The sequence below is a fragment of the Burkholderia territorii genome (assembly GCF_001718335.1).
GTDB lineage: Bacteria > Pseudomonadota > Gammaproteobacteria > Burkholderiales > Burkholderiaceae > Burkholderia > Burkholderia territorii.
In genome coordinates this window covers 2,217,977-2,241,867 of sequence record NZ_CP013365.1, presented here as the reverse complement: position 1 = coordinate 2,241,867, position 23,891 = coordinate 2,217,977, and the positions used below count along the sequence as shown (strand labels likewise).

Sequence of the window (23,891 nt, the reverse complement as noted above, 5' to 3'; positions counted from 1 at the left end):
AGCCGTCGCTACGTACATCGAGCGTCTTGCGGTCGAACGCCCCGCGCCGGGCCGCTTTCACGCATGGGCGATCTTCAATGCGCGAGTTCGACGGGTTCGGCCGTGCGTTCGGGCAGGCCCTGGCCGCGGTCGAGGCGGCCGCTCAGCGCGGTCAGCGCGAACGCCCCGAGTGTGACGACGGCGGCGATCCACGGCGTATGGCCGAGGCCGACGTTCGCGACGATCAGCCCGCCGAGCGACGAGCCGCCGGCGACGCCGAGGTTGAACGCGGCGATGTTGAAGCCCGATGCGACGTCGGTGGCGTCCGGCGCGAAGTGGCGCGCCTGCTTGACGACGTACACCTGCAGGCCCGGCACGTTGCCGAATGCGACGGCGCCCCACGCGAGCATCGTCAGCACCGCGAGCCACTTCGCGTGCACCGTGAAGGTCAGTGCGAACAGCACGATCGCGAGCAGCAGGAAGATCTGCTTGAGCGCCTTGACCGGGCCGACGCGGTCGGCGAGCTTGCCGCCCCACACGTTGCCGAACGCGACCGACACGCCGTAGCCGACGAGCACGAGACTGACCTGCGACGGCGTGAAGCCGGCGATCCGTTCGAGCAGCGGGGCCATGTAGGTGAATGCGATCAGCGAGCCGCCGTAGCCGACCGCCGTCATCGCATAGACGAGCAGCAGCCGCGGCTGGGCCAGCACGCGGAACTGACGGGCGAGCGGCGCCGGCGGCGTGCGCGGGAGGCCGCGCGGCACGAAGGCCACCGCGCCGACGAACGCGACGACGCCGAACAGTGCGACGATCAGGAACGTCGCGCGCCAGCCGAAGTGCTGGCCGATGAAGGTGCCGAGCGGAATGCCGGCGACGAACGCGACGGTCATGCCGCTGAACATCGTCGCGATTGCGCTGGCGGCCTTGTCCTTCGGCACGAGCGTGGTCGCGATGATCGAGCCGACCGAGAAGAACACGCCGTGCGCGAGGCCGGTGAGCACGCGCGCGACGATCAGCGATTCATAGCCGGGCGCTTGCCAGGCGACGAGGTTGCCGATGGTGAACAGCGCCATCAGCGCGGCGAGCAGCGTCTTGCGCGGCACGCGGCCGGTGAGCGCGGTGAGCAGCGGTGCGCCGATCGCGACGCTCAGCGCGTAGAGGCTGACGAGCAGGCCGGCCGACGGCAGGCTGACGCCGAGATCGGCGCCGATCGTCGGGATCAGCCCGACGATCACGAATTCGGTCGTGCCGATGGCGAAGGCGCTGATGGTCAGCGCCAGCAGGGCGAGTGGCATGGCGGGATCCAGGTTCCAGTAAGAATGGACCGCAGTGTGCCGCCTTTACTTTTGCGGAAAAACTCGTCTATAAACCAAATTGTTTTGATTTCAGATCAACAATGAAAATCACCCTCGACGAACTCCAGGCCTTTGCCGCCGTGGTCGACACCGGTTCGATCACCGCCGCCGCGCAGCAGCTCGACGTCACCGTGTCGGCGGCGAGCCGCACGCTCGGGCGGCTCGAGCAGAAGCTGAAGACGACGCTGCTGCGCCGGACCACGCGCCGGCTCGAACTGACCGAGGAGGGGCGCGCGTTCCTGCAGGATGCGCGCGCCATCATCGAATCGGTCGAGAACGCCGAGGAGCAGATGCTCGCGCGGCGCGAGATGCCGTCGGGGCGGCTGCGCGTCGATGCCGCGACGCCGTTCATGCTGCACGTGATCGTGCCGCTCGTGCGCGGCTACCGGGAACGTTTCCCGAAGGTCGAACTGGAGCTGAACAGCAACGAAGGAATCATCGACCTGCTCGAGCGGCGCACCGACGTTGCGATCCGAATCGGCCGCCTGAAGGATTCGACGCTGCACAGCCGGCGGATCGGCAACAGCCGGCTGCGTATCCTCGCGAGCCCCGCGTACATCGAAGCGCACGGCCAGCCGCGCAAGGTGGAGGACCTCGGCAAGCACACGCTGCTCGGCTTCACGCAGCCGGAATCGCTGAACGTGTGGCCGATCCTCGGCGCGGACGGCGAGCCGACCCGCGTCGAGCCCGATATCTGGTCGTCGAGCGGCGAGACGCTGCGGCAGCTCGCGCTGGAGGGGGCCGGCGTGGTGTGCCTGTCGGATTTCATGACCGCGCAGGATCGCGAGGCCGGCCGGCTCGTGCAGGTGCTCGCGCGCCAGACGCTTGAGGTCGAACAGCCGATCAACGCGGTGTATTACCGGAACACCGCGATCTCGTCGCGGATCGCGTCATTCGTCGATTACATGATCGAGGTGCTGGGCGGCGGGAGAAGCAGCGGCGATGCGCCGGCGCGGCGCAAGGCCGCGTGGGTCGGGTCGCTGTAACGGCGGCGCACTGAACGGGGCGCGGGCGACCGGTTTCGGGGGACCGCCTTCGGGGAACCGCCTTCGGGGGACCGCCGTTGGGCGACCGCCAGCGGGCGGCCGATTTCGGGCCGCTACGGCCTACTGGAGGCCGGCTATGCGCGCCGGCGCGAGCCGACGTGCCGCACGGCGCCTGCGCCGCGGGCACGCCGTCGTGCAGTGCTTATGCTTCCTCGGACCACGACATGTTGTCGCGCGCCAGCAGCGCCGACGATGCCGCCGGCCCGAACGTGCCCGCGGTGTAGAGACGCGGGCGATCGCCGAGCTGCTGCCAGCCGTCGAGGATCGGTTCGACCCACGACCACGCGGCCTCGAGCTCGTCGCGGCGCATGAAGTGCGTGAGCCGCCCGCGGATCACGTCGATTAGCAGCCGCTCGTACGCCTCCGCGCGCCGCTCCGGAATCGCCTGCTGCAGGTCGAGGTTCAGGCTCACGGGCACCATCTTCATGCCGCTGCCCGGCTCCTTCGCGAGCATCTGCAACTGGATCGACTCCTCCGGCTGGAGCTGGATCACGAGGCGGTTGCTGTAGTGGCGCGGGCCGCTCGGGATGATCGAGAACGGCATGTCGGCGAACTCGATCACGATTTCCGACTGGCGGCGCTGCAGCCGCTTGCCGGTACGCAGGAAGAACGGCACGTTCGCCCAGCGCCAGTTGTTGATGTACGCGCGCAGGGCGACGAAGGTTTCCGCGTGGCTGTCCGCCGGCACGTTGTCTTCCTCGAGATAGCCCTTGACCGGCTGGCCGTCGACCGCGCCAGCCGTGTATTGCCCGCGCACCGTGTCGCGCGCGACGTCCGACAGCGCCATCGGCCGCAGCGAGCGCAGCACCTTCAGCTTCTCGTCGCGCACCGCGTCCGGGTCGAGCGACACGGGCGGCTCCATCGCGACGATGCACAGCAGTTGCAGCAGGTGGTTCTGCACCATGTCGCGCAGCGCGCCGGTATGGTCGTAGAAGCCCGCGCGGCTGCCCACGCCGACCGTCTCCGCCACCGTGATCTGCACGCTGCGGATGCTCGGCGCCTGCCACAGCGGCCCGAAGATCGGATTGCCGAAGCGCAGCACCATCAGGTTCTGCACGGTTTCCTTGCCGAGGTAATGGTCGATCCGGTAGATCTGCGATTCCGCGAAATGCTTGCCGACCGCATCGTTGATCGCCTGCGCCGACGCGAGATCGTGGCCGAGCGGCTTTTCGAGGACGACGCGCGAGCGCGCATCGACGAGGTGCGCGGCCGACAGGTTGTCGCAGATCGTCGTGAACAGCTCCGGCGACGTCGACAGGTAGAACACGCGGATCGCCTCGCCGCGCGCCGCTTCGGCGAGGCGCGCGTAGTCTTCCGGCGTGTTCACGTCGATCAGCACGTACTTGAACAGGTCGAGGAAACGGCCCCACGCGTCGGCGTCGAACGCCTTGTCGTCGATGAACGGGCGCGATTGCTCGTCCATGAACTTGCGATAGCCGTCGATGCCCCAGTCGCGCCGGCCGACCGCGATGATGCGCGTGTCCGGCGGCAGGTTGCAGTGCAGGTGCGCCATGTACAGCGCGGGCAACAGCTTGCGGGCGGCCAGGTCGCCGCCGCCGCCGAAGATGATCATGTCGACGGGCTGGTCGGCTTCGGTCTGGTTGGGCTTATTCGTCATGAGTGGATCGCGGTCTAGCGGTGTGAGCGTGGAACGAACGGCGAAGCGCCGGGCGCCGGTGCATTGGCGCGCCAGTACGTGAAAACGCTAATAGTGCACGCTTTTGATCGATCGTGTATGGGTTCGCACGTTGTAACAGCGCTTGCAGCGCATGCATGTCGAGATTATGATTGAGCGATCACTCATTAAAGGAAGCGAACGTGGCCCGACCGCGCAGTCCCGACAAGCACGATGCCATCCTCGCCGCCGCCGCCCGCGCGCTCGCGGAGGACGGCGCGAGCGCGACCACCGCGCGCATCGCGCGGCTCGCCGGCGTTGCGGAAGGCACGGTGTTCACCTATTTCGAGACGAAGGATGCGCTGCTCAATGCGCTGTACCTGAGCCTGAAGGCCGGGATGCGCGAGGCGATGATGACCGGGTTTCCGGAGCACGCGCCGGCCGAACAGGCGATGCGGCATGCATGGAACGGCTACGTGTCGTGGGGCGTCGCGAATCCCGACGGGCGCCGCGCGCTGCGGCAACTCGGCGTGAGCGGACGCATCGACGACGCGCATCGCGCGGCCGGGGCCGAAGGATTCGGCGCGATCAGCTCGCTGCTGCGCGCGCAGGTTGCCGCGAAGGGCGAGCTGAAGGCCGACGACGCGCATGCGTTCTCGGCAGCGTTGTTTACGTCGATCGCGGAGACTGCGATGGAGTCGATTGCGCGCGATCCCGCGCTGGCCGATGCGTACCGGGAAGCGGGGTTTCGCGCGCTGTGGGCGGTGTTGCACGCGGTATGAGTTGACGGCCTGCCGGGCGGGCCGAACGGTAGGTGGGTGATCGCGGAACGCTCCATTCCGGCACATCCGCCGCGGCCGCAGGCGGTTTCAGGCAGGGCGAGGCACGACGAAATCAATCGTGTCAGCGCTCATATTAATGAGTGAGTAATCATTCATTTTGTGGTTTCAACCTTGTCGAGGAGTGGAAAATGTCGAAAGTCTGGCTGGTGACAGGGGCCGCGCGCGGCCTGGGGCGCGCGATCGCGGAAGCGGTGCTGGCGGCGGGCGATCGTCTGGTGGCCGGTGCACGCGATCCCGCGCGGCTCGCGGATCTGGAAGCACGATACGGCGACCGGCTGCTGCCGGTGGAACTCGACGTGACCGATGCGGCGGCAGCCGCGCATGCGGTGGCGGCTGCCCGCGATGCGTTCGGCCGCATCGACGTGCTGGTGAACAACGCGGGCTACGGCCATACGGCGCCGTTCGAGCAGATGGACGCAGACGCCTTTCGCGACCAGATCGAAACGAACCTGTTCGGCGTGGTCAACCTGACGCGCGCGGTGCTGCCGACGATGCGGGCGCAGCGCGCGGGCCACATCTTCCAGGTGTCGTCGGTCGGCGGGCGCACGGCGACGCCCGGCCTGTCCGCGTATCAGGCCGCGAAGTGGGCGGTCGGCGGATTCAGCGACGTGCTGTCGAAGGAAGTCGCGCCGTTCGGCGTACGCGTCTGCACGCTGGAGCCGGGCGGGATGCGCACCGAATGGGCAGCGCAGGCGAAGCGCGACGTGGACGGCCTGCTGCCCGACTATCAGCCGTCGGTCGGGAAGATGCTCGAATTGCTCGGCGCGTACGGCGGCCACGAGGTCGGCGATCCGGCGCGGATCGCGGCGCTGATCGTCGAGCTGTCGCGTCGCGACGACGTGCCGATGCGCCTGCTGCTCGGCGGCGATGCGCTGCTCGTGTGCGAGCAGGCGGAAGCGCAGCGTGCGGACGAGGCGGCGCGGTGGCGCGACACGACGCTGTCGACGATGTTCCCGGACGCGAAGCTGCCGGACGGGCTGCAGGCGTTGAAGAAGGTCGGGTAAGCCGCGAGCCGGGGCTTCGTTGGTTGGCTCGTGCGGTTCTGATGCGGTTCAACGGTCGCCGGCGCGAACGCCGATGCCGAAGTCCGGCGATCGAGGAAAGACCAGGCGCATGCACGCCCGGTCGCCGACAACGGTCGCCGTCGCCTGCGGCCTTCATTCAACGCCCCAGCGCGTAGAACTCCGCGTTGGGGCGCATGTTCGTCACGTTCGCGATGCGATTCGACATCCCGAAGAACGCCGCGATCGCCGCGATGTCCCACGCGTCTTCGTCGGTGAAGCCGTGCGATTTCAGCATGTCGAAGTCCGCTTCGCCTATCAGATGCGCGGTCTGCGACACCTTCATCGCGAAGTCGAGCATCGCCTTCTGCCGAGCGGTGATGTCGGCCTTGCGATAGTTGGTCGCGACCTGGTCGGCGATCAGCGGATCCTTCGCGCGAATGCGCAGGATCGCGCCGTGCGCGATCACGCAATACTGGCACTGGTTCACGCTGCTGGTGGCCACGACGATCATTTCGCGTTCGGCCTTGGTGAGGTTGCCCGGCTTGTCCATCAGCGCGTCGTGGTATGCCATGAACGCGCGGAACTCGTCCGGGCGATGCGCGAGCGTGAGGAATACGTTCGGGATGAAGCCCGATTTTTCCTGGACGGCCGCGATCCTCTCGCGAATGTCGTCGGGCAGGTCGTCGAGTGCCGGTACGGGGAAGCGGCTGACCGGCGTGGTGTCTGCAGCGTTCATGAGGTTTCCTGGATGAAATGGCGCGGGTGGTCTCGACGCACGGGCCGCCGGCGTGAAAAAGAAACATTGCTTGTTGCCAGTGGCGTCATGCGTTGACGTCGACGATGATGTGGCCGCGAATCGGATTGTTCATCAGCTCCTCGCCAAGTGGGATGACGCTGCCGACGCCGAAGAGCGTAATGCAGCGCAGGATGAACGGCATGACTATGTGAGCCCATGAATGCTCCTCCAAGTTGCGAGGCGTGTCCCGCTTCGTCCGATCTTTGAGACGTATCGGGATTTTCGTCGCGTTCAGAACTTCGTGCACGCCGGCTTTGCCAACCGTAGCAAGGAATTTCGATTTCCCTTTACCTCAAAATTTGCCAAGGCCATTGCGTCCGCGTCACGAGATTGTAAAACATGCAAGAGGCCGTTTCCTTTTAATTCAGACGCGAAATGTAATTTCATCGATTCAGAATTAAGCGGACAGACGAAACTAATGCTTCGAACGAAGGCGATTTGCTCCGTTTTTGTATTCAACACAAGAGTGCCGGGGGTAGATGTGCTTGGAGAAAGCTCGATGTCAATAAATCCCGTCATATTTTCTGAGGCTTTTCCGTCCAGTGCAGCCAAGCTGACTTGGAGTCGAAGCTTTGACGTAACGATTTGATTGTCGATATTGTTCGAATGTATTAAAGCGATGCATGCTTCGTGATCGCATTTTTGTGTTACGACAATTTCGAAGCTCGGCTCGTTATTTGCCGAAATAGCGCTGGCCAAGGCACTTTCAGCAGCAATGGATGTCATCGCGCAAACTATGCTGGCCACTGTGAGGAAGGTATTGGATTTCTTTAATTTTAGAATGCGATTTCTTTCGAATATGCTGCTGGCGAGTGTGATGGTGGCCGTTGAGGCAATAAATGAGAAATATATTGCGGATTCATATTTCCTGAATTGTATCTCGAGCAAAGGACGTAGCGCCATTGCTATCAAGGATAGGGCAATCCAGATTGTGGAAAATTTTATAATGACGCTCGATATTATGAAGGTGATTTGAGTCTCCGTGTTGGCCGTTCGTTTGGATGGGCGAACAAGTTTTGCGAATAAGCGAATTGCGCAAAAACAGATCAATGTTGAAGTGACAAATATGAGGCTTTCATCGCCGATCGAGAGCGTTTCTAGTTCTTGCCAGACTTTGTGGTTGATCTGATTTATGTCGTATACCGCGCCGACTGTTCCGTAAGTATGAGGGGCGTATATTGACAGGAAATTCACGCGAAATGCCGCGATGGTCCCCCAGATTGTGGCTGCTGTTGTCAATGCCGACGTAGCAAGAGCGTATGTCCACCACGTCAAATGATTGCGGTTTGGTGCTTTGGATAGTCTTTCTCTCGAGAGGGTGGTGGACCATCTGTACGTTATGTAGAGCCGTTTGAGGAAAATTGCCGTATTGCCAATAATTTTCCCGATTTCGCTGGTTTCCATGTTGAAATGATTGGGTGTTTTATGACCGTTGCGGAAAATGGCACCAAGTTGCCTTGGAGCCACATGATTCATGTACATCGGCAAATAACGGCCGGGGCTGGATAATCTTGACGTGTCGATGGCATGTGTTTTTAGCCGATGGAGCAAGTCTGTCTGCGGACGTTGCGAGCATAGGATCACACTTGCACTGGTATAAACCCTGATTAACAAACCTTATCGCGGTGAAAAATTCCGCATCTTATTGAACCGATATCGGCTCGCTATAGTGGCTCGCTTTCCCGCACGCAACCGTTCGCGTGCGGCTGACACGCTGACGATCAGCAGGAGCCGCTTGATGACCACCGACGTCCGATTCACCGAAATCGAGGATCTGATGCCCGCCGCCGGCGGGCTGCGCGAGATTCGCCATCACATTCACCATCACCCGGAGCTCGCATACGAGGAGCACGACACGGCCGCGCTCGTCGCCGACAAGCTCGAACAATGGGGATGGCAAGTGACGCGCGGGGTCGGCAAGACGGGCGTCGTCGGCACGCTGCGGGTCGGCGACGGCACGCGCAGCATCGGCATCCGCGCGGACATGGACGCGCTGCCGATCGTCGAGGCGACGGGCCTTCCGTACGCGAGCGGCACGCCCGGCAAGATGCACGCATGCGGCCACGACGGCCACACGACGATGCTGCTCGGCGCCGCGCAACACCTCGCGAAGACGCGCAACTTCTCCGGCACCGTGCATCTGTATTTCCAGCCGGCGGAGGAGCACGGCGTCGATAGCGGCGCGAAGAAGATGATCGACGACGGCCTGTTCGAGCGCTTTCCGTGCGACGCGGTGTTCGGCATGCACAACCATCCGGGCGCGGCGCCGGGCGTGTTCCTCACGCGGCGCGGCCCGTTCATGTCGGCCGGCGACAAGGCGATCATCTCGATCGAGGGCGTCGGCGGCCATGCGGCGCGGCCGCACCTGACGGTCGACCCGGTGGTCGTCGCGGCGAGCATCGTGATGGCGCTGCAGACGATCGTCGCGCGCAACGTCGACCCGTCGCAGCCGGCGGTCGTCACGGTCGGCTCGATGCATGCGGGCACCGCGAACAACGTGATCCCGAACGGCGCGCGCCTCGAACTCAGCGTGCGTTCGTTCAGCCCCGACGTGCGCGCGCTGCTCAAGCGCCGCATCGTCGAGCTCGCCGAGTCGCAGGCGGCGAGTTACGGCGCGACCGCGCACGTCGAGTACATCGAAGGCTATCCGGTCGTCGTCAATACGGATGCCGAAACGGATTTCGCCGCGCAGGTCGCGCGCGAGCTGGTCGGCGACGCGCATGTGGTCGAGCAGGCCGATCTGCTGATGGGCAGCGAGGATTTCGCGTTCATGCTGCAGCAGCGGCCGGGCTCGTTCGTGCGCCTCGGCAATGGCGAAGGCGAGGACGGCTGCATGGTGCACAACCCGAAGTACGACTTCAACGATCGCAATCTGCCGATCGGCGCGGCGTTCTGGACGCGTCTCGTGGAGCGTTACCTCGGACAGTAACCCTGACGGCGCGCGGCCGGCGCTTCCGGCGCATTGAGAGGAGAGACGAACGATGCAGAAAGACCATCTCGCGCTGCACCCCGCGTCGACGGGAGCCGCCGAAACCGGGACGCGCGGCGCGCCGGCCGTCACGAAGCGCGGCGCGATCGCCGCGGCCGTGATCGGCAACTGGCTGGAGTTCTTCGATTTCACCGTCTACGGCTTCTTCGCGGTGTTGATCGGCAAGCTGTTCTTCCCGTCGAGCGATCCGACCACGTCGCTGTTGCTGTCGGTCGCGACGTTCGCCGCCGGCTTCTTCACGCGGCCGCTCGGCAGCATCGTGCTCGGCGTCTATGCGGACCGCAAGGGCCGCAAGGCCGCGCTGAACCTGACGATCATGCTGATGGCGCTCGGCACCGGGTTGATCGCGATCGCGCCGACCTACGCGCAGGTCGGCGTGGCCGCGCCGCTGCTTGTCGTCTGCGCGCGGCTGATGCAGGGCTTCTCGCAGGGCGGCGAATTCGGTGCGGCGACCTCCACGCTGATCGAGCAGGGCGGCACGTCGCACCGCGCGTTCCGCGCGAGCTGGCAGCTCGCGACGCAGGGCGGCGCGGCGCTGATGGGCTCGGGCTTCGCGGCGCTGCTGTCGAACACGCTGACGAAGGACGCGCTCGAGGGCTGGGGCTGGCGCCTGCCGTTTCTCGTGGGCGTGCTGATCGCGCCGGTCGGCATGTATCTGCGCCGCCGGCTCGCCGACGATGCGCCCGGCGACAGCCATCACGGGATCGAGCGCGGCGTGCTGCGCGAGCTGTTCTCGCAGCACGCGCGCACCGTGCTGCTGCTGATGCTGACGGTGATGGGCGGCACGGTCTCGACCTACATCCTGACCTTCTACATGCCGACCTATGCGATCCATACGCTCGGGTTGCCGATGAAGCTGTCGATGTTCGTCGGCGTCGCGTCGGGTTGCGTGATGCTCGTGACGTGTCCGCTGTTCGGATGGCTGTCGGACCGCGTCGGCAGCCGGCGCATGCCGATCTTCGTCGGGCGCGGCGTGCTCGTGCTGCTGCTGTTCCCGGCATTCTGGCTGATGAACCATCATCCGACGCTGTCGGTGATCCTGCCGCTGACCGCGCTGATGCTGCTGTTCTATTCGCTCGGTTCGGCATCCGAAATGGCGCTGATGTGCGAATCGCTGCCGCGCCATGTGCGGGCGACGGGCATCTCGATCGCGTATGCGCTCGCGGTGACGATTTTCGGCGGCACCGCGCAGCTGGTCGCGACGTGGCTCGTGAAGACGACGGGCAGCAAGCTCGCGCCGGCCGGCTACGTGGCGGCGTGCGTGGTGCTGTCGCTGATTGCGGTCGCGATGCTGCGCGAGACGGCGCGCGAATCGATGGACTGACGTGCGCCGCCGTGGGCGGCGATCCGCGCCGGGATCACCGCCCGCGCACGGTCCTCAGGTACGACGCGAGCATCGTCGCCAGCTCCTGCGCGGCAGGCGTCAACGGCACGGCCGCGCGCTGCAGCAGGCAGACGTCCTGCGATTCCGCCTGCTCGCGCACGCGCACCTTCGCGAGCGCGCCCGCGAACGGGCCGTGTCGCGTGACGGCTTCGGATTCGAGCGCGAGGCAATCCGTCTGCGTGACGAGCTGCAGCGTTTCGAACATCCCTTCGACGGTCGCGATGATGGTCGGCGCGGGCTGGCCGTGCGCGTCGAAATACGCGAGCAGCCGGTTGACGACCGGATCGGCGCTCAGGTTCGGCGAACGCGTCGACACCCATGCGTAGTCGGCCAGCTCGGCAAGCGATTGCGCGTGCTGCCGCGGATGGCCACTGCGGCACACGATCACCGGCGCCGATGCATGCAGCGGCGTGACCGCGAGATCGGTCGTGTCGGTCTGTTTCGCGACGAGCGCGATCGCGAAATCCACCGCGTTCTCGCGCAGCCAGCCGATCATCATCCGCGACGTGCCGGTGCGCAGGTGCACGTCGACCTTCGGGAAGCGCGCACGGAATGAGGTCAGCACCGGCGCGAACGCGTCGATCAGCGGTTCGGTCACGAGGCCCAGCGTGACCGTGCCTTCGTAGGCGCCGCTCAACTGACGGATCTCGTGCTCGACCTGGTCGCATTCGCCGAGGATCGCGCCCGAGCGCGCGAGCAGCCGCTGGCCGACGGCCGTGGGCACGATCCCGCGATTGGTGCGCGTGAACAGCGTCGCGCCGAGCGTCGCTTCGAGGCTTTGCAATTGCTGCGTGACGCCGCTCTGCGCGAGATCCAGCGCGCGGGCGGCGGCGCGCAGGCTGCCGTGTTCGACGACGGCCTGGAAGATGCGGAGCTGGGACAGCGTAAACGCCATGGTCGAGCGCGAGGCCGGTGATCGGAAATACCGATCATGATAAGACAGCCGCGCATTCCGGCGGCGATGCGCGCGCACTACGATCGCAGGCAGTCCGGCCCATGCCGGTCGTTCCACTTCCTGCCATCCGTCGATCATGAAACGCGTGCCACGCCTCCAACGCTTTCGCCGCTTCCTCGTTCCGCTCGCTGTCGCGTGCATCGGTTTCGCGGCGCCCTGCGCGCACGCGCTCGACGCGCACGTGGTGCGACTCGGCATCGATCCGACCTATCCGCCGATGGACGCGAAGGCGCCCGACGGCAGCCTGAAGGGCTTCGACGTCGATCTCGGCAACGAGATCTGCCGGCGCGCGCAGCTGCACTGCCAGTGGGTCGAGCTCGAATTCTCCGGGATGATCCCCGCGCTGCAGGCGCGCAAGATCGACGCGATCCTGTCGTCGATGGCGATCACCGAGAAGCGCGAGAAGCAGATCCTGTTCTCGTCGAAACTGTTCCGCTTCAAGTCGCGGCTCGTCGCGCGGCCCGAGCGCGGGCTCGGCAGCACGCCCGCGTCGCTGGCCGGCAAGCGCGTCGGCGTGCAGTCGGGCACGCAGTTCGAATCGTGGGCGCTCGCGCACTGGGCGCCGGCCGGCGTCGGCGTGGTGCCGTACAAGAGCCAGGACGACGTGTTTGCCGATCTCGTCAACGGCCGGCTCGACGCCGCGCTGCTCGGCACGGTGGAAGCCGACTACGGATTCCTGCGCCAGCCGAAGGGCAAGGGTTTCGCGTTCGTCGGCGCACCGCTCGATCTCGGCGATCGCGGCGTCGGCATCGGGATGCGCCAGTCGGACACGGCGCTCAAGGCGGCGATCGACGGCGCGATCGCATCGATGCTGAAGGACGGCACGTACGAACGGATCGCGAAGCAGTACTTCGATTTCAACCCGTACGGCGACTGAGCCGCACGCTCCGTTTCCGTCACACTCCTTCATTCGGGACCCTCGATGCAGATTCGCACCACACCGCTCCTGTCGCCGTCGATCGGCACGCAGCGCACGCTGACGAGCTTTCATTTCGGGCCGACCGACGCCGGCCGCAAGATCTACCTGCAGGCCGCGCTGCACGCGGACGAGACGCCCGCGATGCTGGCCGCCGTCGCGCTCAAGCAGCGACTCGCGCGGCTCGAAGCGGACGGCCGGCTCGCGGCCGAGGTCGTGCTGGTGCCGGTCGCGAACCCGGTCGGCCTGAACCATCATCTGCTCGGCCAATTCATCGGCCGGTTCGATCTCGCGAGCGGGCGCAATTTCAATCGCGGCTTCCTGCCGCTCGCCGACATCGCCGCGCGGGCGCGCGAGCGGCTCGGCGCGGATCCGGAACGCAACCGCGCGATCGTGCGCGAATGCGTCGGCGCGGCGCTCGACGAGATTGCGCCGCGCACCGAGTTCGACGCGTTGCAGCTTGCGTTGCTGAAGCTGTCGCACGATGCCGACGTCGTGATCGACCTGCATTGCTCGCTCGAAGCGGTGATGCACGTGTACACGAGCGACACGGCATGGCGGCAGGTCGAGCCGCTCGCGCGCTATCTCGGCGCGCAGGTATCGCTGCTCGCCGAGGATTCCGGCGGCCACGCGTTCGACGATGCGCATCACCTGATGTGGACGCAGTTGCGGGAGCATCTGCCGGAACGCACGCCGATGGCGGCGGGCACGGTGGCCGTGACGGTCGAATGCCGCGGCCAGCGCGACGTGACGCATGAATACGCGGCGCGTGACGCCGACGCGCTCGTCGCCTATCTGGTGTGGTGCGGCGCGGTGCGCGGCGAGCGCACGCCGCTGCCGCCGCTTGCCGCGCCGGCCACGCCGCTTGCGGGCAGCGAGCAGTTCTACGCGCCGGTGAGCGGGATTCTCGTGCACCGCGCGGCGGTCGGCGCGACGATTCGTGCCGGCGATCCGTTGTTCGACATCGTCGATCCGCTGACCGACGCGATCACGACGGTGTCGAGCGGCACCGACGGCGTGTTCTACATGCGCCGCGCGATCCGCTTCGTGACGGCAGGCGCGCCGCTCGGCCGCGTGACGGGGACGGTGCCGGTGCGCAAGGGGATGTTGCTCGGCGCATGAGCGGCGGGCACGGTGGCGGGGCGGCGCCGTGCAGTTTCGTTTTCATTGATCCGATGAGGCTTTGACGCGTCGCGAAATCGGGCGGCGCGGTGTGCGCCCCGTGGTCGGTCGGAAGGATGTTGAAGCAGAGGCAGCACTTGGAACGGGCGGCCAGGTGCCGCCCGCCATCGTCGTGTCTGCGAATGAACGGCCGTCGCGCCGCGCGCTCACCCGCGCCGTGCCACCAGCTCCGACACCGTCTGCGCGGCTTGCTGCAGCGGCCCGAGAAACTCCTTCACCATCTGCTTCGCGGTGTGCCGTTGCGCGTTGCCGCTGATGTTCATCGCGGCGATCACCTGCCCGCGCCGGTTGCGGATCGGCGCCGAGATCGACATCAAGCCGACTTCGAGTTCCTGGTCGACCACGGCCCAGCCTTGCTGGCGCACCTGGGCGATCGTCGCCTTCAGCTCACCGATGTCGGTGATCGTGCGCGGCGTATGCGCGCGGATGCCGCTCTGCGCGAGCGTCTCGTCGAGCGTCGCGTCGTCGAGCGCGGACAGCAGCACACGGCCCATCGACGTGCAGTACGCGGGCAGGCGGCTGCCGATCGACAGGTTGATCGTCATGATCTTGTGGGTGGGCACGCGCAGCACGTAGACGATCTCGGTGCGATCGAGCACGGCGGCCGAGCAGCTTTCGTGGATCTGCGCGGACAACTGCTCCATCACCGGATCGGCGAGATTCCAGAACGGCATCGACGTGAGATACGCGAAACCGAGCTCGAGGATCTTCGGCGTGAGCCGGAACAGCCGGCCGTCGGCCTCGACGTAGCCGAGCGTCTGCAGCGTCAGCAGGATCCGGCGCGCGCCGGCGCGCGTGAGCCCGGTGGCGGAGGCGACTTCGGTGAGCGTTTGCTCCGGGCGCTCGGCATCGAATGCGCGGATCACCGCGAGGCCGCGCGCGAACGACTGCACATAGGAGTCGCCCGGTTTCGTCTGGATGTCTTCGGTTGTCATGAACGGTCGGATTGTCGTGCAGCCGAGAAGATAGCGCATGGGGCCAGACACGCCAACCGCACCGCCGACCGGGCGCTTGACAGGTCGTCCCCGCACTCCCTATGATGCGTTGAACGTTCGATACACGATCTTATGTTCGTATATAGAACATTTAAGCGCATCCCGGCGGGCAATGCAAGGGGCGCGTTCCAACTTCTTCCCAGCCTTGCATGAGACCGGAGACACTGATGACCGAAGCTTTTCTGTGTGATGCGATTCGTACCCCGATCGGCCGTTACGGCGGCGCGTTGTCCGGCGTGCGCGCCGACGACCTCGGCGCGGTGCCGCTGAAGGCGCTCGTCGAGCGCAACCGCGACGTCGACTGGACGGCGATCGACGACGTGATCTACGGCTGCGCGAACCAGGCAGGCGAGGACAACCGCAACGTCGCGCGCATGTCCGCGCTGCTCGCGGGGCTGCCGGAAGGCGTGCCGGGTTCGACGATCAACCGCCTGTGCGGTTCCGGGATGGATGCGGTCGGCGTGGCCGCGCGCGCGATCAAGTCGGGCGAGGCCGCGCTGATGGTGGCCGGCGGCGTCGAAAGCATGACGCGCGCGCCGTTCGTGATGGGCAAGGCCGCCAGCGCGTTCGCGCGCCAGGCCGACATCTACGACACGACGATCGGCTGGCGTTTCGTCAATCCGCTGATGAAGCAGCTGCACGGCGTCGATTCGATGCCGGAGACGGCCGAGAACGTCGCGGTCGACTACAACATCAGCCGCGCCGACCAGGATCTGTTCGCGCTGCGCAGCCAGCAGAAGGCCGCGCGTGCGCAGCAGGACGGCACGCTCGCGGAGGAAATCGTGCCCGTCACGATTCCGCAGAAGAAGGGCGATCCGGTCGTCTTTTCGCGTGACGAGCATCCGCGCGAAACGTCGCTCGAAGCGCTCGCGAAGCTGAAGGGCGTCGTGCGCCCGGACGGATCGGTGACGGCCGGCAACGCGTCGGGCGTCAACGATGGCGCCGCCGCGCTGCTGCTCGCGAACGAAGCCGCCGCGAAGCGCTTCGGCCTGACGCCGCGTGCGCGCGTGCTGGGTATCGCGACGGCCGGTGTCGCGCCGCGCGTGATGGGCATCGGCCCGGCGCCGGCCACGCAGAAACTGCTCGCGCGGCTCGGGATGACGATCGACCAGTTCGACGTGATCGAGCTGAACGAAGCGTTCGCGTCGCAGGGCCTCGCGGTGCTGCGCATGCTGGGCGTTGCCGACGACGATCCGCGCGTGAACCCGAACGGCGGCGCGATCGCGCTCGGCCATCCGCTCGGCGCGTCGGGCGCGCGGCTCGTGACGACCGCGATGTATCAGCTGCATCGCACCAACGGCCGCTTCGCGCTGTGCACGATGTGCATCGGCGTCGGCCAGGGTATCGCGATCGCGATCGAGCGCGTCTGATCGCGTCATCCGGGGAGCGGCGACGTTCACGCCGCTTCAGCGGGTTCCTCTTCCAGAAGATGTGGCCGGCACGCGATCGTCGTGCCGGCCACATCGTCATTCGGCTTGCGACGGTTGTGCGAGGCGCGCGACGAGCGCGTCGATCTCGCTGTCCGCGAACACCTCGATTCCATGCTCGCGCAGCAACGCCGCCGTCACGCCGGCGCCGGCATGCCGCCGGCCCGCAAAACGCCCGTCGTAAATGAAACTGCTTCCGCACGACGGACTCCCGTCCGCCAGGATCGCGTAGCGGCAGTCGTGCGCGCGGGCCAGCGCGAGCGCGTCGCGCGCGCCGTCGACGAACGGCGCCGTCACGTCGGTGCCGTGCACGTCGACGATGCGCGCGGCACCCGCCAGCACGCGTTGCCCAGACTCCCCGCCCGCGATTTCGGCGGGCGGACGCGGCACGCTCAATCCTCCTGCCAGCTCCGGACACACGGGCACCAGGCGCCCTTCGCGCTGCCAGCGCGCGAGCGCTTCATGCGCGGCCGTCTTCGCCGAGCCGTTGTAACGGACGGGGTGACCGAGCACGCACATGCTGACGAGGATCTTCGGCGAGGCCGGCGGCTGCGACGCGTTCTGCAATGTCGTTCTCCGTGCAGGCGATATTGAGCAAGCGGAAATTCTACGCGCGGGTCGCGCTCGCGGATGATCTCGCGCCGAGCGATATGTCCGCTGCCGTATTCGGGCACGGCAAATTCCATTGATCGCCGGATTTTCTCGTCGAATTCAAATGCCGGTTGAATGACGTCGATCAGGTTGAATCGCTTTGCCGTGTGCAATGGTTGTCCGAACCGATACATTGCCCGACGCAATCGCGCAGAGCATCAGGCTGCAGGCCGTGATTATTGCGGGATTACTTGATCGAAATCATGTCGATGGAGGAATTCGATATTTCATGCGCTTTCCGGACTAAGGATTTCCCGGCGATTGCCGACAGAAGGAACGAGACCGTCGTAAAGCGATAAACCGTTTTTCGGCTACTGAGCGTGATTTTCGCGCCGCGCGGATCCCGCACCGGATCCGCCTTTCGGAGCCTTGCATGCGCAACAACCAGCCTGTCACCCAACAAGAATTCGAATTTCCCGACGACGTCACGCTGATGTCGACCACCGATGCCGACAGCATCATCACGTATGCGAACACGACGTTCGCATACGTGAGCGGCTTCTCGAACGACGAACTCGTCGGCCAGCCGCACAACGTCGTGCGGCACCCGGACATGCCGAAGGAGGCGTTCGCCGACATGTGGGCGACGCTGAAGAACGGCGAACCGTGGACCGCGCTCGTGAAGAACCGCCGCAGGAACGGCGACCATTACTGGGTGCGTGCGAACGCCGTGCCGGTGATGCGCGCGGGCGTGCCGCACGGCTACCTGTCGGTGCGCACGAAGGCTCCGAGCGACGAGATCGCGGCAGCCGATGCGCTGTATCGCGCGTTCCGCGAAGGCAAGGCCGGCCAGCGCCGTATTCACAAGGGATTGATCGTTCGGACCGGGCTGTTGCGGATCGTGTCGCTGCCGCAGACGATGTCGGTGCGCGCACGCGTGCATTCTGCGCTTTGCGTGCTGGCGCCGGCGATGGTCGGCGCGGGCTGGGCCTGCGGGCTGGCCGGCGGCGGGCTCGCCGCGTTTGCCGCCGCGACAGCCGGCGTGTCGGTGGCCGCGGGGCTGTGGCTCGACGCGCAGATCGTGCGTCCGCTGAAACGGCTGCACGATCAGGCGCTGAACGTCGCGACCGGCGAAAGCCGTCGCGGCGTGCGGATGAACCGCGTCGACGAGATCGGCATGACGCTGCGTACGATCAACCAGCTCGGGCTGATGTTCCGCTGGCTCGTCGACGACGTCAGCGAGCAGGTGCACAACGTGCAGCGCGCGAGCAACGAGATCGCGCAGGGCAACAACGACCTGAGCGCGCGCACCGAACAGGCGGCGTCGAGCGTGCAGGAAACCGCCGCGTCGATGGCAGAGATGACGGCCACCGTCGACAGCAATGCCGAGACCGCGTTGCAGGCGAACCGGCTCGCCGTGTCCGCGAGCGAGGCGGCCGAGCGCGGCGGGCAGGCGGTGAGCGAGGTCGTCACGACGATGAACGACATCACGGCGAGTTCGCGCAAGATTGCCGACATCATCGGCGTGATCGACGGCATCGCGTTCCAGACCAACATCCTCGCGCTGAACGCGGCCGTCGAGGCGGCGCGCGCGGGCGAACAGGGGCGTGGTTTCGCGGTGGTCGCCGGCGAGGTGCGGGCGCTCGCGCAGCGCAGCGCGAACGCGGCGAAGGAAATCAAGACGCTGATCGGCGCGAGCGTCGAGCGGGTCGAGTCGGGCGCGCAGCGGGTCGACGATGCGGGCAGGATGATGGAGGACATCGTCACGCAGGTGAAGCGCGTGTCGGACCTGATCGCGGAAATCAGTTCGTCGACCGCCGAACAGAGCACGGGCGTCGCGCAGGTCGACCAGGCGGTCGTGCACCTGGACAACATCACGCAGCAGAACGCGGCGCTGGTCGAGCAGAGCGCGGCGGCATCGGAAAGCCTCAAGCAGCAGGCGACGCGATTGGTCGATGCGGTGAACGTGTTTCGGTAATCGACGGCGGCGCGCACTTGCGCGTTTCGTCGCGGCGAGCCGCCTGCATCATCTGCATCTTCGCTTTCCGATTTGATTCGAATGTATGAAACGAGAGAGATTCTCATTTCAGGATCGGCATTTATTCGCTAATCCGGCAGATGAAATACTCCGATTAATCAGACAATTGACCGGCAAGTGCTTGATAAGACGGGGTTTTTGATTCACGTATAAACAAAGTTTTCGGCTGAATCAAGATGATGCGAAATTAATGCATATTTACCCGCAGCCGGCATAATGTTTTCGCCAGATTTGCCGAAAGCGCAGGAGTGTGATCGAACGCATGCGGGCCGACCGCGATGCGTACGGTCTCGATCCAATCCACAAGCGGACACAAGATTCGCAACCGGGAACTCCATACCATGCGCAATAACCAGCCTGTCACGCAACGCGAATTCGAATTCCCCGATGACGCGACGCTGATGTCGACCACCGACGCCGAGAGCTACATCAAATACGCGAATGCGGCGTTCATTCAGGTCAGCGGATTTTCCCCCGAAGAAATCGAAGGTCAGCCGCACAACGTCGTGCGGCACCCGGACATGCCGAAGGAGGCGTTCGCCGACATGTGGGCGACGCTGAAGAACGGCGAACCGTGGACCGCGCTCGTGAAGAATCGGCGCAAGAACGGCGATCATTACTGGGTCCGTTCGAATACGGTGCCGGTGATGCGCAACGGGCAGCCGACCGGCTACATGTCGGTGCGCACGAAGGCGTCGCGCGACGAGATCGCGGCTGCCGACGCGCTGTATCGCGCGTTTCGCGAAGGCAAGGCCGGCAATCGCCGGTTCCACAAGGGATTGATCGTCCGCACCGGGCTGATGAGCGTCGCGTCGCTGTTCCAGACGATGTCGGTGCGCGCGCGGCTGCATTCGACACTGTGCGTGCTGGCCCCGGCGGTGGTCGGCGCGGGCTGGGCATGCGGGCTGGCCGGCGGCGGGCTCGCGGCGTTTGCCGCCGCGACGGCCGGCGTGTCGGTGGCCGCGGGGCTGTGGCTCGATGCGCAGATCGCGCGGCCGCTGATGCAGTTGCGCGACCAGGCATTGCGCGTTGCGACGGGCGAAAGCCGCACCGGCGTGGCGATGAACCGCGTCGACGAGATCGGCATGACGCTGCGTACGATCAACCAGCTCGGGCTGATGTTCCGCTGGCTCGTCGACGACGTCAGCGAGCAGGTGCACAACGTGCAGCGCGCGAGCAACGAGATCGCGCAGGGCAACAACGACTTGAGCGCGCGCACCGAACAGGCGTCGACCAGCGTGCAGCAGACGGCCGCGTCGATGGCGCAGATGACGGCCACCGTATCGAGCAATGCGGAGACGGCGCTCCAGGCGAACCAGTTGTCGGTTTCCGCGAGCGAGGCAGCCGAGCGCGGCGGGCAGGCGGTGAGCGAGGTCGTCACGACGATGAACGACATCACGGCAAGTTCGCGCAAGATCTCCGACATCATCGGCGTGATCGACGGCATCGCGTTCCAGACCAACATCCTCGCGCTGAACGCGGCCGTCGAAGCCGCACGGGCCGGTGACCAGGGGCGCGGCTTCGCGGTGGTCGCGGGCGAGGTGCGGGCGCTCGCGCAGCGTAGCGCGAACGCGGCGAAGGAAATCAAGACGCTGATCGGCGCGAGCGTCGAGCGCGTCGAGTCGGGTGCGCGGATCGTCGACGGCGCGGGCAAGACGATGGAGGAGATCGTCACGCAGGTGAAGCGCGTGTCGGACCTGATCGCCGAAATCAGCTCGTCGACGGCCGAACAGAGCACGGGCGTCGCGCAGGTCGACCAGGCGGTCGTGCATCTGGACAACATCACGCAGCAGAACGCGGCGCTGGTCGAACAGAGCGCGGCGGCGTCGGAAAGCCTCAAGCAGCAGGCGACGCGATTGGTCGATGCGGTGAACGTGTTTCGTTGAACACGCGGCAAGCAAGGCGACGCGGGCACGGCGGAGAGGGGCGCCGGCCCGCGTCACCGACATGCGGCCCAAGCTCAGATCAGCGTCGGTTGCAGCGGCGCACGGTGTTCGCGGACCTTGACGATCCGGTATTCGTTGCGAAGCCCTTCATCGACGATGATCTGCGTCTGACGCAGATCGACGACCAGCACGTCGCCTTTTCCGAAGCGCTCGCCGGCATCGATTTTTGCGATGAACTGCTCGTCGTCCAGCGACGCAAAGAATGCCGACGTGCCGTCGTGCACGCGCCATTTGTTGCCGTCCTTGAACACGACGGATTCGAGCGTCAGCATCTTGCGCGCGATGGTGTCGGTGACCACTTCCCCCGGATCGTCGCTGCTCGAGAACGTAGCCACTTCATCACACTCGATCGAAAGCTCGACGATGTCGTCGCGCACGATGCCAAAGCTGTCGATGCCTTCGCGTTCGAGTGGCGACAGCACTTTGTGCAGGCTGACGCGAACGGCCCGGTTTCGGTACAACCGGACGATCGATTCATCGACGACGAAACATTCCTGCTCAGACGTCCAGATCCTGACGTTCGTCCCATCCGGTTCGGTGCGATGCGGTTTGCGTCCGCGCAGCGTTCGCATGAGGCCGATCAGGCCTCCGCCTCCGACGATGCCCAGCGCGGCAAGGATCGCCAGCGCGTTGCTGAACGCAGTGGCGTTCGGCCCCGCGAACAGATCGCGGATCTGGCTCGCGAGCGACTGGACGAAGATCAGTTCGGCATGGAACGAGCCGGCCTTGAAGCTGCCCCTGACCTCGAGGCGAACTTCCGAGCGCTCGCCATTGAGTTCCTTGTTGGCGGACGAGAACAGGTCGGCGATCGCGAGCAGCACCGGCGCGAGCTCACGCACGTCCATCCGGTGTTCGCCGAGCGCAGGCCCGTCGTAGACGACATTGAAAGGCTCGTGATTGGTCGTGCCGCCAGGCCTTCCCTTCGGCGGCGACAGCCGGCGATCGGATGTTTTCACGATCATGTGCGGACTCCCCGCGAGCAAGTCGCGACGGCGGGGCAAGTGCGACGAGGTCGCGCGGGGAGGAAGCAGGTCGGGCGGACGGGAAGCGTGTTCATGCGCGGGTAAGCCGGATCGAGATGGAACGCTCAATCTAGCGCTTCGCCGCCGAACGAGAAATGAGACTTGACCGAAATTGCCGAACGGTATGACGTCTGGCCGATGCGTCATCGACGTCGCACACGGCACGCGTGTCGGCATCGCGCGCCAAGGTGACGCGGGCACGGCGGAGAGGGGCACCGGCCCGCGTCGGGACCGCCCGGTTCCGGCCGGGCGGTCAGGGCCTGCCACGCAAGCGACAGGCCCCGAACCGTCAGACGGCGAGACAGAGGTACTTGATCACGACGTAATCGTCGATGCCGTAGTGCGAGCCTTCGCGGCCGAGGCCCGACTGCTTGACGCCGCCGAACGGCGCGACTTCGTTCGAGATCAGGCCCGTGTTGATGCCGACCATCCCGTATTCGAGCGCCTCGGCGACCTTCCACACGCGGCCGATGTCGCGGCTGTAGAAATACGCGGCGAGGCCGAATTCGGTGTCGTTCGCGAGGCGGATCACCTCGTCGTCGCTGCTGAACTTGAACAACGGCGCGAGCGGCCCGAACGTCTCTTCCTTCGCGACCTTCATCGCCGGCGTGACGCCCGTCAGCACGGTCGGCTCGAAGAAGCCGTGGCCGAGCGCGTGGCGCTTGCCGCCCGTGACGACGGTCGCGCCCTTCGCGAGCGCGTCCTCGATGTGCGCCTCGACCTTCAGCACGGCCGCTTCGTTGATCAGCGGGCCTTGCGTGACGCCCGGCTCCGTGCCGCGGCCGACCTTCAGCTGGCCGACCGCCGCCGCGAGCTTCTGCGCGAACTGGTTGTACACGGCTTCATGCACGTAGAAGCGATTCGTGCACACGCACGTCTGGCCGCTGTTGCGGTACTTCGACGCGATCGCGCCCTGCACGGCCGCATCGAGATCGGCATCGTCGAACACGATGAACGGTGCGTTGCCGCCGAGCTCCAGCGACACCTTCTTGACTGTCGCCGCGCATTGCGACATCAGCAGGCGGCCGACCGGCGTCGAGCCGGTAAACGACAGCTTGCGCACGATCGGGTTCGACGTCAGTTCGCCGCCGATCGCCTTCGGGTCGCCCGTGACGACGCTGAACACGCCGGCCGGCACGCCCGCGCGCTCGGCCAGCACGGCCATCGCGAGTGCCGAGAACGGCGTCGCTTCGGCCGGCTTCACGACGATCGGGCAGCCCGCCGCGAGCGCCGGGCCGACCTTGCGGGTGATCATCGCCGCCGGGAAATTCCACGGCGTGATCGCCGCGCACACGCCGATCGCTTCCTTCGTCACGACGATGCGCTTGTCGCTCGCCGGCGTCGGGATCGTGTCGCCGTACACGCGCTTGCCTTCCTCCGCGAACCATTCGAGGAACGACGCCGCGTAGCCGATCTCGCCCTTCGCTTCGGCCAGCGACTTGCCCTGCTCGGTGGTCAGGATCAGCGCGAGGTCGTCGGCGTTTTCCATCATCAGGTCGTGCCACTTGCGCAGGATCGCCGCGCGTTCCTTCGCGGTCTTCTTGCGCCACGCCGGCCATGCGGCGTTCGCTGCCTCGATCGCATGACGCGTCTCGGCCGCGCCCATCGCCGGCACGGTGCCGAGCAGGCCGCCGGTTGCCGGGTTGCGGACCTCGAACGATTCGCCGTTCGCCGCGCCTTGCCATTCGCCGTTGACGTACGCCTGCTGGCGGAACAGCGACGGGTCTTTCAGTGCCAGGGTTTCCTGAACAGTGCTCATATGCATCGCCTGCTTTGAAAAGGACGGATAAGGACGGATGAAAACGG

19 protein-coding genes are annotated in these 23,891 nt (G+C 65.9%); 10 read left to right on the top strand and 9 right to left on the bottom strand.

Annotated elements, in window-relative coordinates; genetic code table 11:
• Positions 1–74: 74 nt before the first annotated feature.
• Complete coding sequence (locus WS51_RS09815) at positions 75–1,277, bottom strand: MFS transporter (RefSeq protein ID WP_059944694.1); 1,203 nt, start codon at positions 1,275–1,277, stop codon at positions 75–77.
• Between the two features lie 101 nt (positions 1,278–1,378).
• Between WS51_RS09815 and WS51_RS09810 the strand changes: the two genes are divergently transcribed.
• A complete protein-coding gene (locus WS51_RS09810; RefSeq protein ID WP_069229025.1) occupies positions 1,379–2,323 on the top strand; it encodes a LysR family transcriptional regulator in 945 nt (314 codons plus the stop codon).
• 202 nt (positions 2,324–2,525) lie between these two features.
• Here WS51_RS09810 and zwf read toward each other — a convergent pair whose 3' ends face one another.
• The gene (gene zwf, locus WS51_RS09805; protein ID WP_059501548.1) at positions 2,526–4,001 is read right to left on the bottom strand and encodes a glucose-6-phosphate dehydrogenase; all 1,476 of its coding nucleotides are present in this window, start codon (positions 3,999–4,001) and stop codon (positions 2,526–2,528) included.
• Between the two features lie 200 nt (positions 4,002–4,201).
• Between zwf and WS51_RS09800 the strand changes: the two genes are divergently transcribed.
• Both WS51_RS09800 and WS51_RS09795 read left to right on the top strand, forming a co-directional pair.
• The gene (locus WS51_RS09800; RefSeq protein WP_059944696.1) at positions 4,202–4,780 is read left to right on the top strand and encodes a TetR/AcrR family transcriptional regulator; all 579 of its coding nucleotides are present in this window, start codon (positions 4,202–4,204) and stop codon (positions 4,778–4,780) included.
• 188 nt (positions 4,781–4,968) lie between these two features.
• Positions 4,969–5,844: an SDR family NAD(P)-dependent oxidoreductase gene (locus WS51_RS09795; RefSeq protein WP_059977484.1), complete on the top strand. Its 876-nt coding sequence runs from the start codon at positions 4,969–4,971 to the stop codon at positions 5,842–5,844.
• 157 nt (positions 5,845–6,001) lie between these two features.
• On the opposite strand, the gene WS51_RS09790 is transcribed toward WS51_RS09795, so the two are convergent.
• Together WS51_RS09790 and WS51_RS32050 are read right to left on the bottom strand one after the other, a co-directional pair.
• Positions 6,002–6,580, bottom strand: coding sequence for a peroxidase-related enzyme (locus WS51_RS09790; protein ID WP_059501554.1), 579 nt, complete (start codon positions 6,578–6,580; stop codon positions 6,002–6,004).
• Positions 6,581–6,871: 291 nt separating this feature from the next.
• Entirely contained in the window at positions 6,872–8,116 is a 1,245-nt protein-coding gene (locus WS51_RS32050) for a hypothetical protein (protein ID WP_155773579.1), read from the bottom strand.
• Positions 8,117–8,378: 262 nt separating this feature from the next.
• Between WS51_RS32050 and WS51_RS09780 the strand changes: the two genes are divergently transcribed.
• Together WS51_RS09780 and WS51_RS09775 are read left to right on the top strand one after the other, a co-directional pair.
• Entirely contained in the window at positions 8,379–9,569 is a 1,191-nt protein-coding gene (locus WS51_RS09780) for a M20 aminoacylase family protein (RefSeq protein WP_059501560.1), read from the top strand.
• Between the two features lie 52 nt (positions 9,570–9,621).
• Positions 9,622–10,953, top strand: coding sequence for an MFS transporter (locus tag WS51_RS09775; protein ID WP_059952417.1), 1,332 nt, complete (start codon positions 9,622–9,624; stop codon positions 10,951–10,953).
• 34 nt (positions 10,954–10,987) lie between these two features.
• Here WS51_RS09775 and WS51_RS09770 read toward each other — a convergent pair whose 3' ends face one another.
• Positions 10,988–11,908: a LysR family transcriptional regulator gene (locus WS51_RS09770; protein ID WP_069229023.1), complete on the bottom strand. Its 921-nt coding sequence runs from the start codon at positions 11,906–11,908 to the stop codon at positions 10,988–10,990.
• Between the two features lie 199 nt (positions 11,909–12,107).
• Between WS51_RS09770 and WS51_RS09765 the strand changes: the two genes are divergently transcribed.
• Both WS51_RS09765 and WS51_RS09760 read left to right on the top strand, forming a co-directional pair.
• Positions 12,108–12,845, top strand: coding sequence for a transporter substrate-binding domain-containing protein (locus WS51_RS09765; protein ID WP_230944493.1), 738 nt, complete (start codon positions 12,108–12,110; stop codon positions 12,843–12,845).
• A gap of 45 nt (positions 12,846–12,890) precedes the next feature.
• Positions 12,891–14,006 carry a succinylglutamate desuccinylase/aspartoacylase family protein gene (locus tag WS51_RS09760; RefSeq protein ID WP_069229021.1) on the top strand — a complete coding sequence of 372 codons (1,116 nt, stop codon included), beginning with the start codon at positions 12,891–12,893 and terminating at the stop codon, positions 14,004–14,006.
• Positions 14,007–14,212: 206 nt separating this feature from the next.
• On the opposite strand, the gene WS51_RS09755 is transcribed toward WS51_RS09760, so the two are convergent.
• Positions 14,213–15,001 (bottom strand): IclR family transcriptional regulator, encoded by a 789-nt coding sequence (locus tag WS51_RS09755; RefSeq protein ID WP_059449010.1) that lies wholly within the window; start codon positions 14,999–15,001, stop codon positions 14,213–14,215.
• Positions 15,002–15,228: 227 nt separating this feature from the next.
• Between WS51_RS09755 and pcaF the strand changes: the two genes are divergently transcribed.
• Complete coding sequence (gene pcaF, locus WS51_RS09750; protein WP_059543345.1) at positions 15,229–16,431, top strand: 3-oxoadipyl-CoA thiolase; 1,203 nt, start codon at positions 15,229–15,231, stop codon at positions 16,429–16,431.
• Positions 16,432–16,527: 96 nt separating this feature from the next.
• On the opposite strand, the gene WS51_RS09745 is transcribed toward pcaF, so the two are convergent.
• Complete coding sequence (locus tag WS51_RS09745) at positions 16,528–17,007, bottom strand: 2-thiouracil desulfurase family protein (protein WP_418219692.1); 480 nt, start codon at positions 17,005–17,007, stop codon at positions 16,528–16,530.
• Positions 17,008–17,512: 505 nt separating this feature from the next.
• Here WS51_RS09745 and WS51_RS09740 point away from each other — a divergent pair.
• Positions 17,513–19,057: a methyl-accepting chemotaxis protein gene (locus tag WS51_RS09740; protein ID WP_069229019.1), complete on the top strand. Its 1,545-nt coding sequence runs from the start codon at positions 17,513–17,515 to the stop codon at positions 19,055–19,057.
• A 401-nt stretch (positions 19,058–19,458) separates the two neighbouring features.
• A complete protein-coding gene (locus WS51_RS09735) occupies positions 19,459–21,003 on the top strand; it encodes a methyl-accepting chemotaxis protein (protein ID WP_059501579.1) in 1,545 nt (514 codons plus the stop codon).
• Positions 21,004–21,077: 74 nt separating this feature from the next.
• Here the strand turns inward: WS51_RS09735 and WS51_RS09730 are convergent, their stop codons facing one another.
• Together WS51_RS09730 and gabD are read right to left on the bottom strand one after the other, a co-directional pair.
• Complete coding sequence (locus WS51_RS09730; RefSeq protein ID WP_236872351.1) at positions 21,078–22,262, bottom strand: LAPAL motif-containing putative phage structural protein; 1,185 nt, start codon at positions 22,260–22,262, stop codon at positions 21,078–21,080.
• Positions 22,263–22,374: 112 nt separating this feature from the next.
• Complete coding sequence (gene gabD / locus WS51_RS09725) at positions 22,375–23,844, bottom strand: NADP-dependent succinate-semialdehyde dehydrogenase (protein ID WP_069229018.1); 1,470 nt, start codon at positions 23,842–23,844, stop codon at positions 22,375–22,377.
• Positions 23,845–23,891 lie beyond the last annotated feature (47 nt).

What these genes read in the sequence shown, in the direction of transcription:
- pcaF (WP_059543345.1), top strand. Translation starts at nt 15,229, where the DNA reads ATGACCGAAGCTTTTCTGTGTGATGCGATTCGTACCCCGATCGGCCGT.
- WS51_RS09790 (WP_059501554.1), bottom strand. Translation starts at nt 6,580, where the DNA reads ATGAACGCTGCAGACACCACGCCGGTCAGCCGCTTCCCCGTACCGGCA.
- WS51_RS09755 (WP_059449010.1), bottom strand. Translation starts at nt 15,001, where the DNA reads ATGACAACCGAAGACATCCAGACGAAACCGGGCGACTCCTATGTGCAG.
- WS51_RS09760 (WP_069229021.1), top strand. Translation starts at nt 12,891, where the DNA reads ATGCAGATTCGCACCACACCGCTCCTGTCGCCGTCGATCGGCACGCAG.
- WS51_RS09810 (WP_069229025.1), top strand. Translation starts at nt 1,379, where the DNA reads ATGAAAATCACCCTCGACGAACTCCAGGCCTTTGCCGCCGTGGTCGAC.
- WS51_RS09815 (WP_059944694.1), bottom strand. Translation starts at nt 1,277, where the DNA reads ATGCCACTCGCCCTGCTGGCGCTGACCATCAGCGCCTTCGCCATCGGC.
- gabD (WP_069229018.1), bottom strand. Translation starts at nt 23,844, where the DNA reads ATGAGCACTGTTCAGGAAACCCTGGCACTGAAAGACCCGTCGCTGTTC.
- WS51_RS09795 (WP_059977484.1), top strand. Translation starts at nt 4,969, where the DNA reads ATGTCGAAAGTCTGGCTGGTGACAGGGGCCGCGCGCGGCCTGGGGCGC.
- WS51_RS09735 (WP_059501579.1), top strand. Translation starts at nt 19,459, where the DNA reads ATGCGCAATAACCAGCCTGTCACGCAACGCGAATTCGAATTCCCCGAT.
- zwf (WP_059501548.1), bottom strand. Translation starts at nt 4,001, where the DNA reads ATGACGAATAAGCCCAACCAGACCGAAGCCGACCAGCCCGTCGACATG.
- WS51_RS09770 (WP_069229023.1), bottom strand. Translation starts at nt 11,908, where the DNA reads ATGGCGTTTACGCTGTCCCAGCTCCGCATCTTCCAGGCCGTCGTCGAA.
- WS51_RS09745 (WP_418219692.1), bottom strand. Translation starts at nt 17,007, where the DNA reads ATGTGCGTGCTCGGTCACCCCGTCCGTTACAACGGCTCGGCGAAGACG.
- WS51_RS09730 (WP_236872351.1), bottom strand. Translation starts at nt 22,262, where the DNA reads ATGCCGACACGCGTGCCGTGTGCGACGTCGATGACGCATCGGCCAGAC.
- WS51_RS09740 (WP_069229019.1), top strand. Translation starts at nt 17,513, where the DNA reads ATGCGCAACAACCAGCCTGTCACCCAACAAGAATTCGAATTTCCCGAC.
- WS51_RS09780 (WP_059501560.1), top strand. Translation starts at nt 8,379, where the DNA reads ATGACCACCGACGTCCGATTCACCGAAATCGAGGATCTGATGCCCGCC.
- WS51_RS09775 (WP_059952417.1), top strand. Translation starts at nt 9,622, where the DNA reads ATGCAGAAAGACCATCTCGCGCTGCACCCCGCGTCGACGGGAGCCGCC.
- WS51_RS32050 (WP_155773579.1), bottom strand. Translation starts at nt 8,116, where the DNA reads ATGAATCATGTGGCTCCAAGGCAACTTGGTGCCATTTTCCGCAACGGT.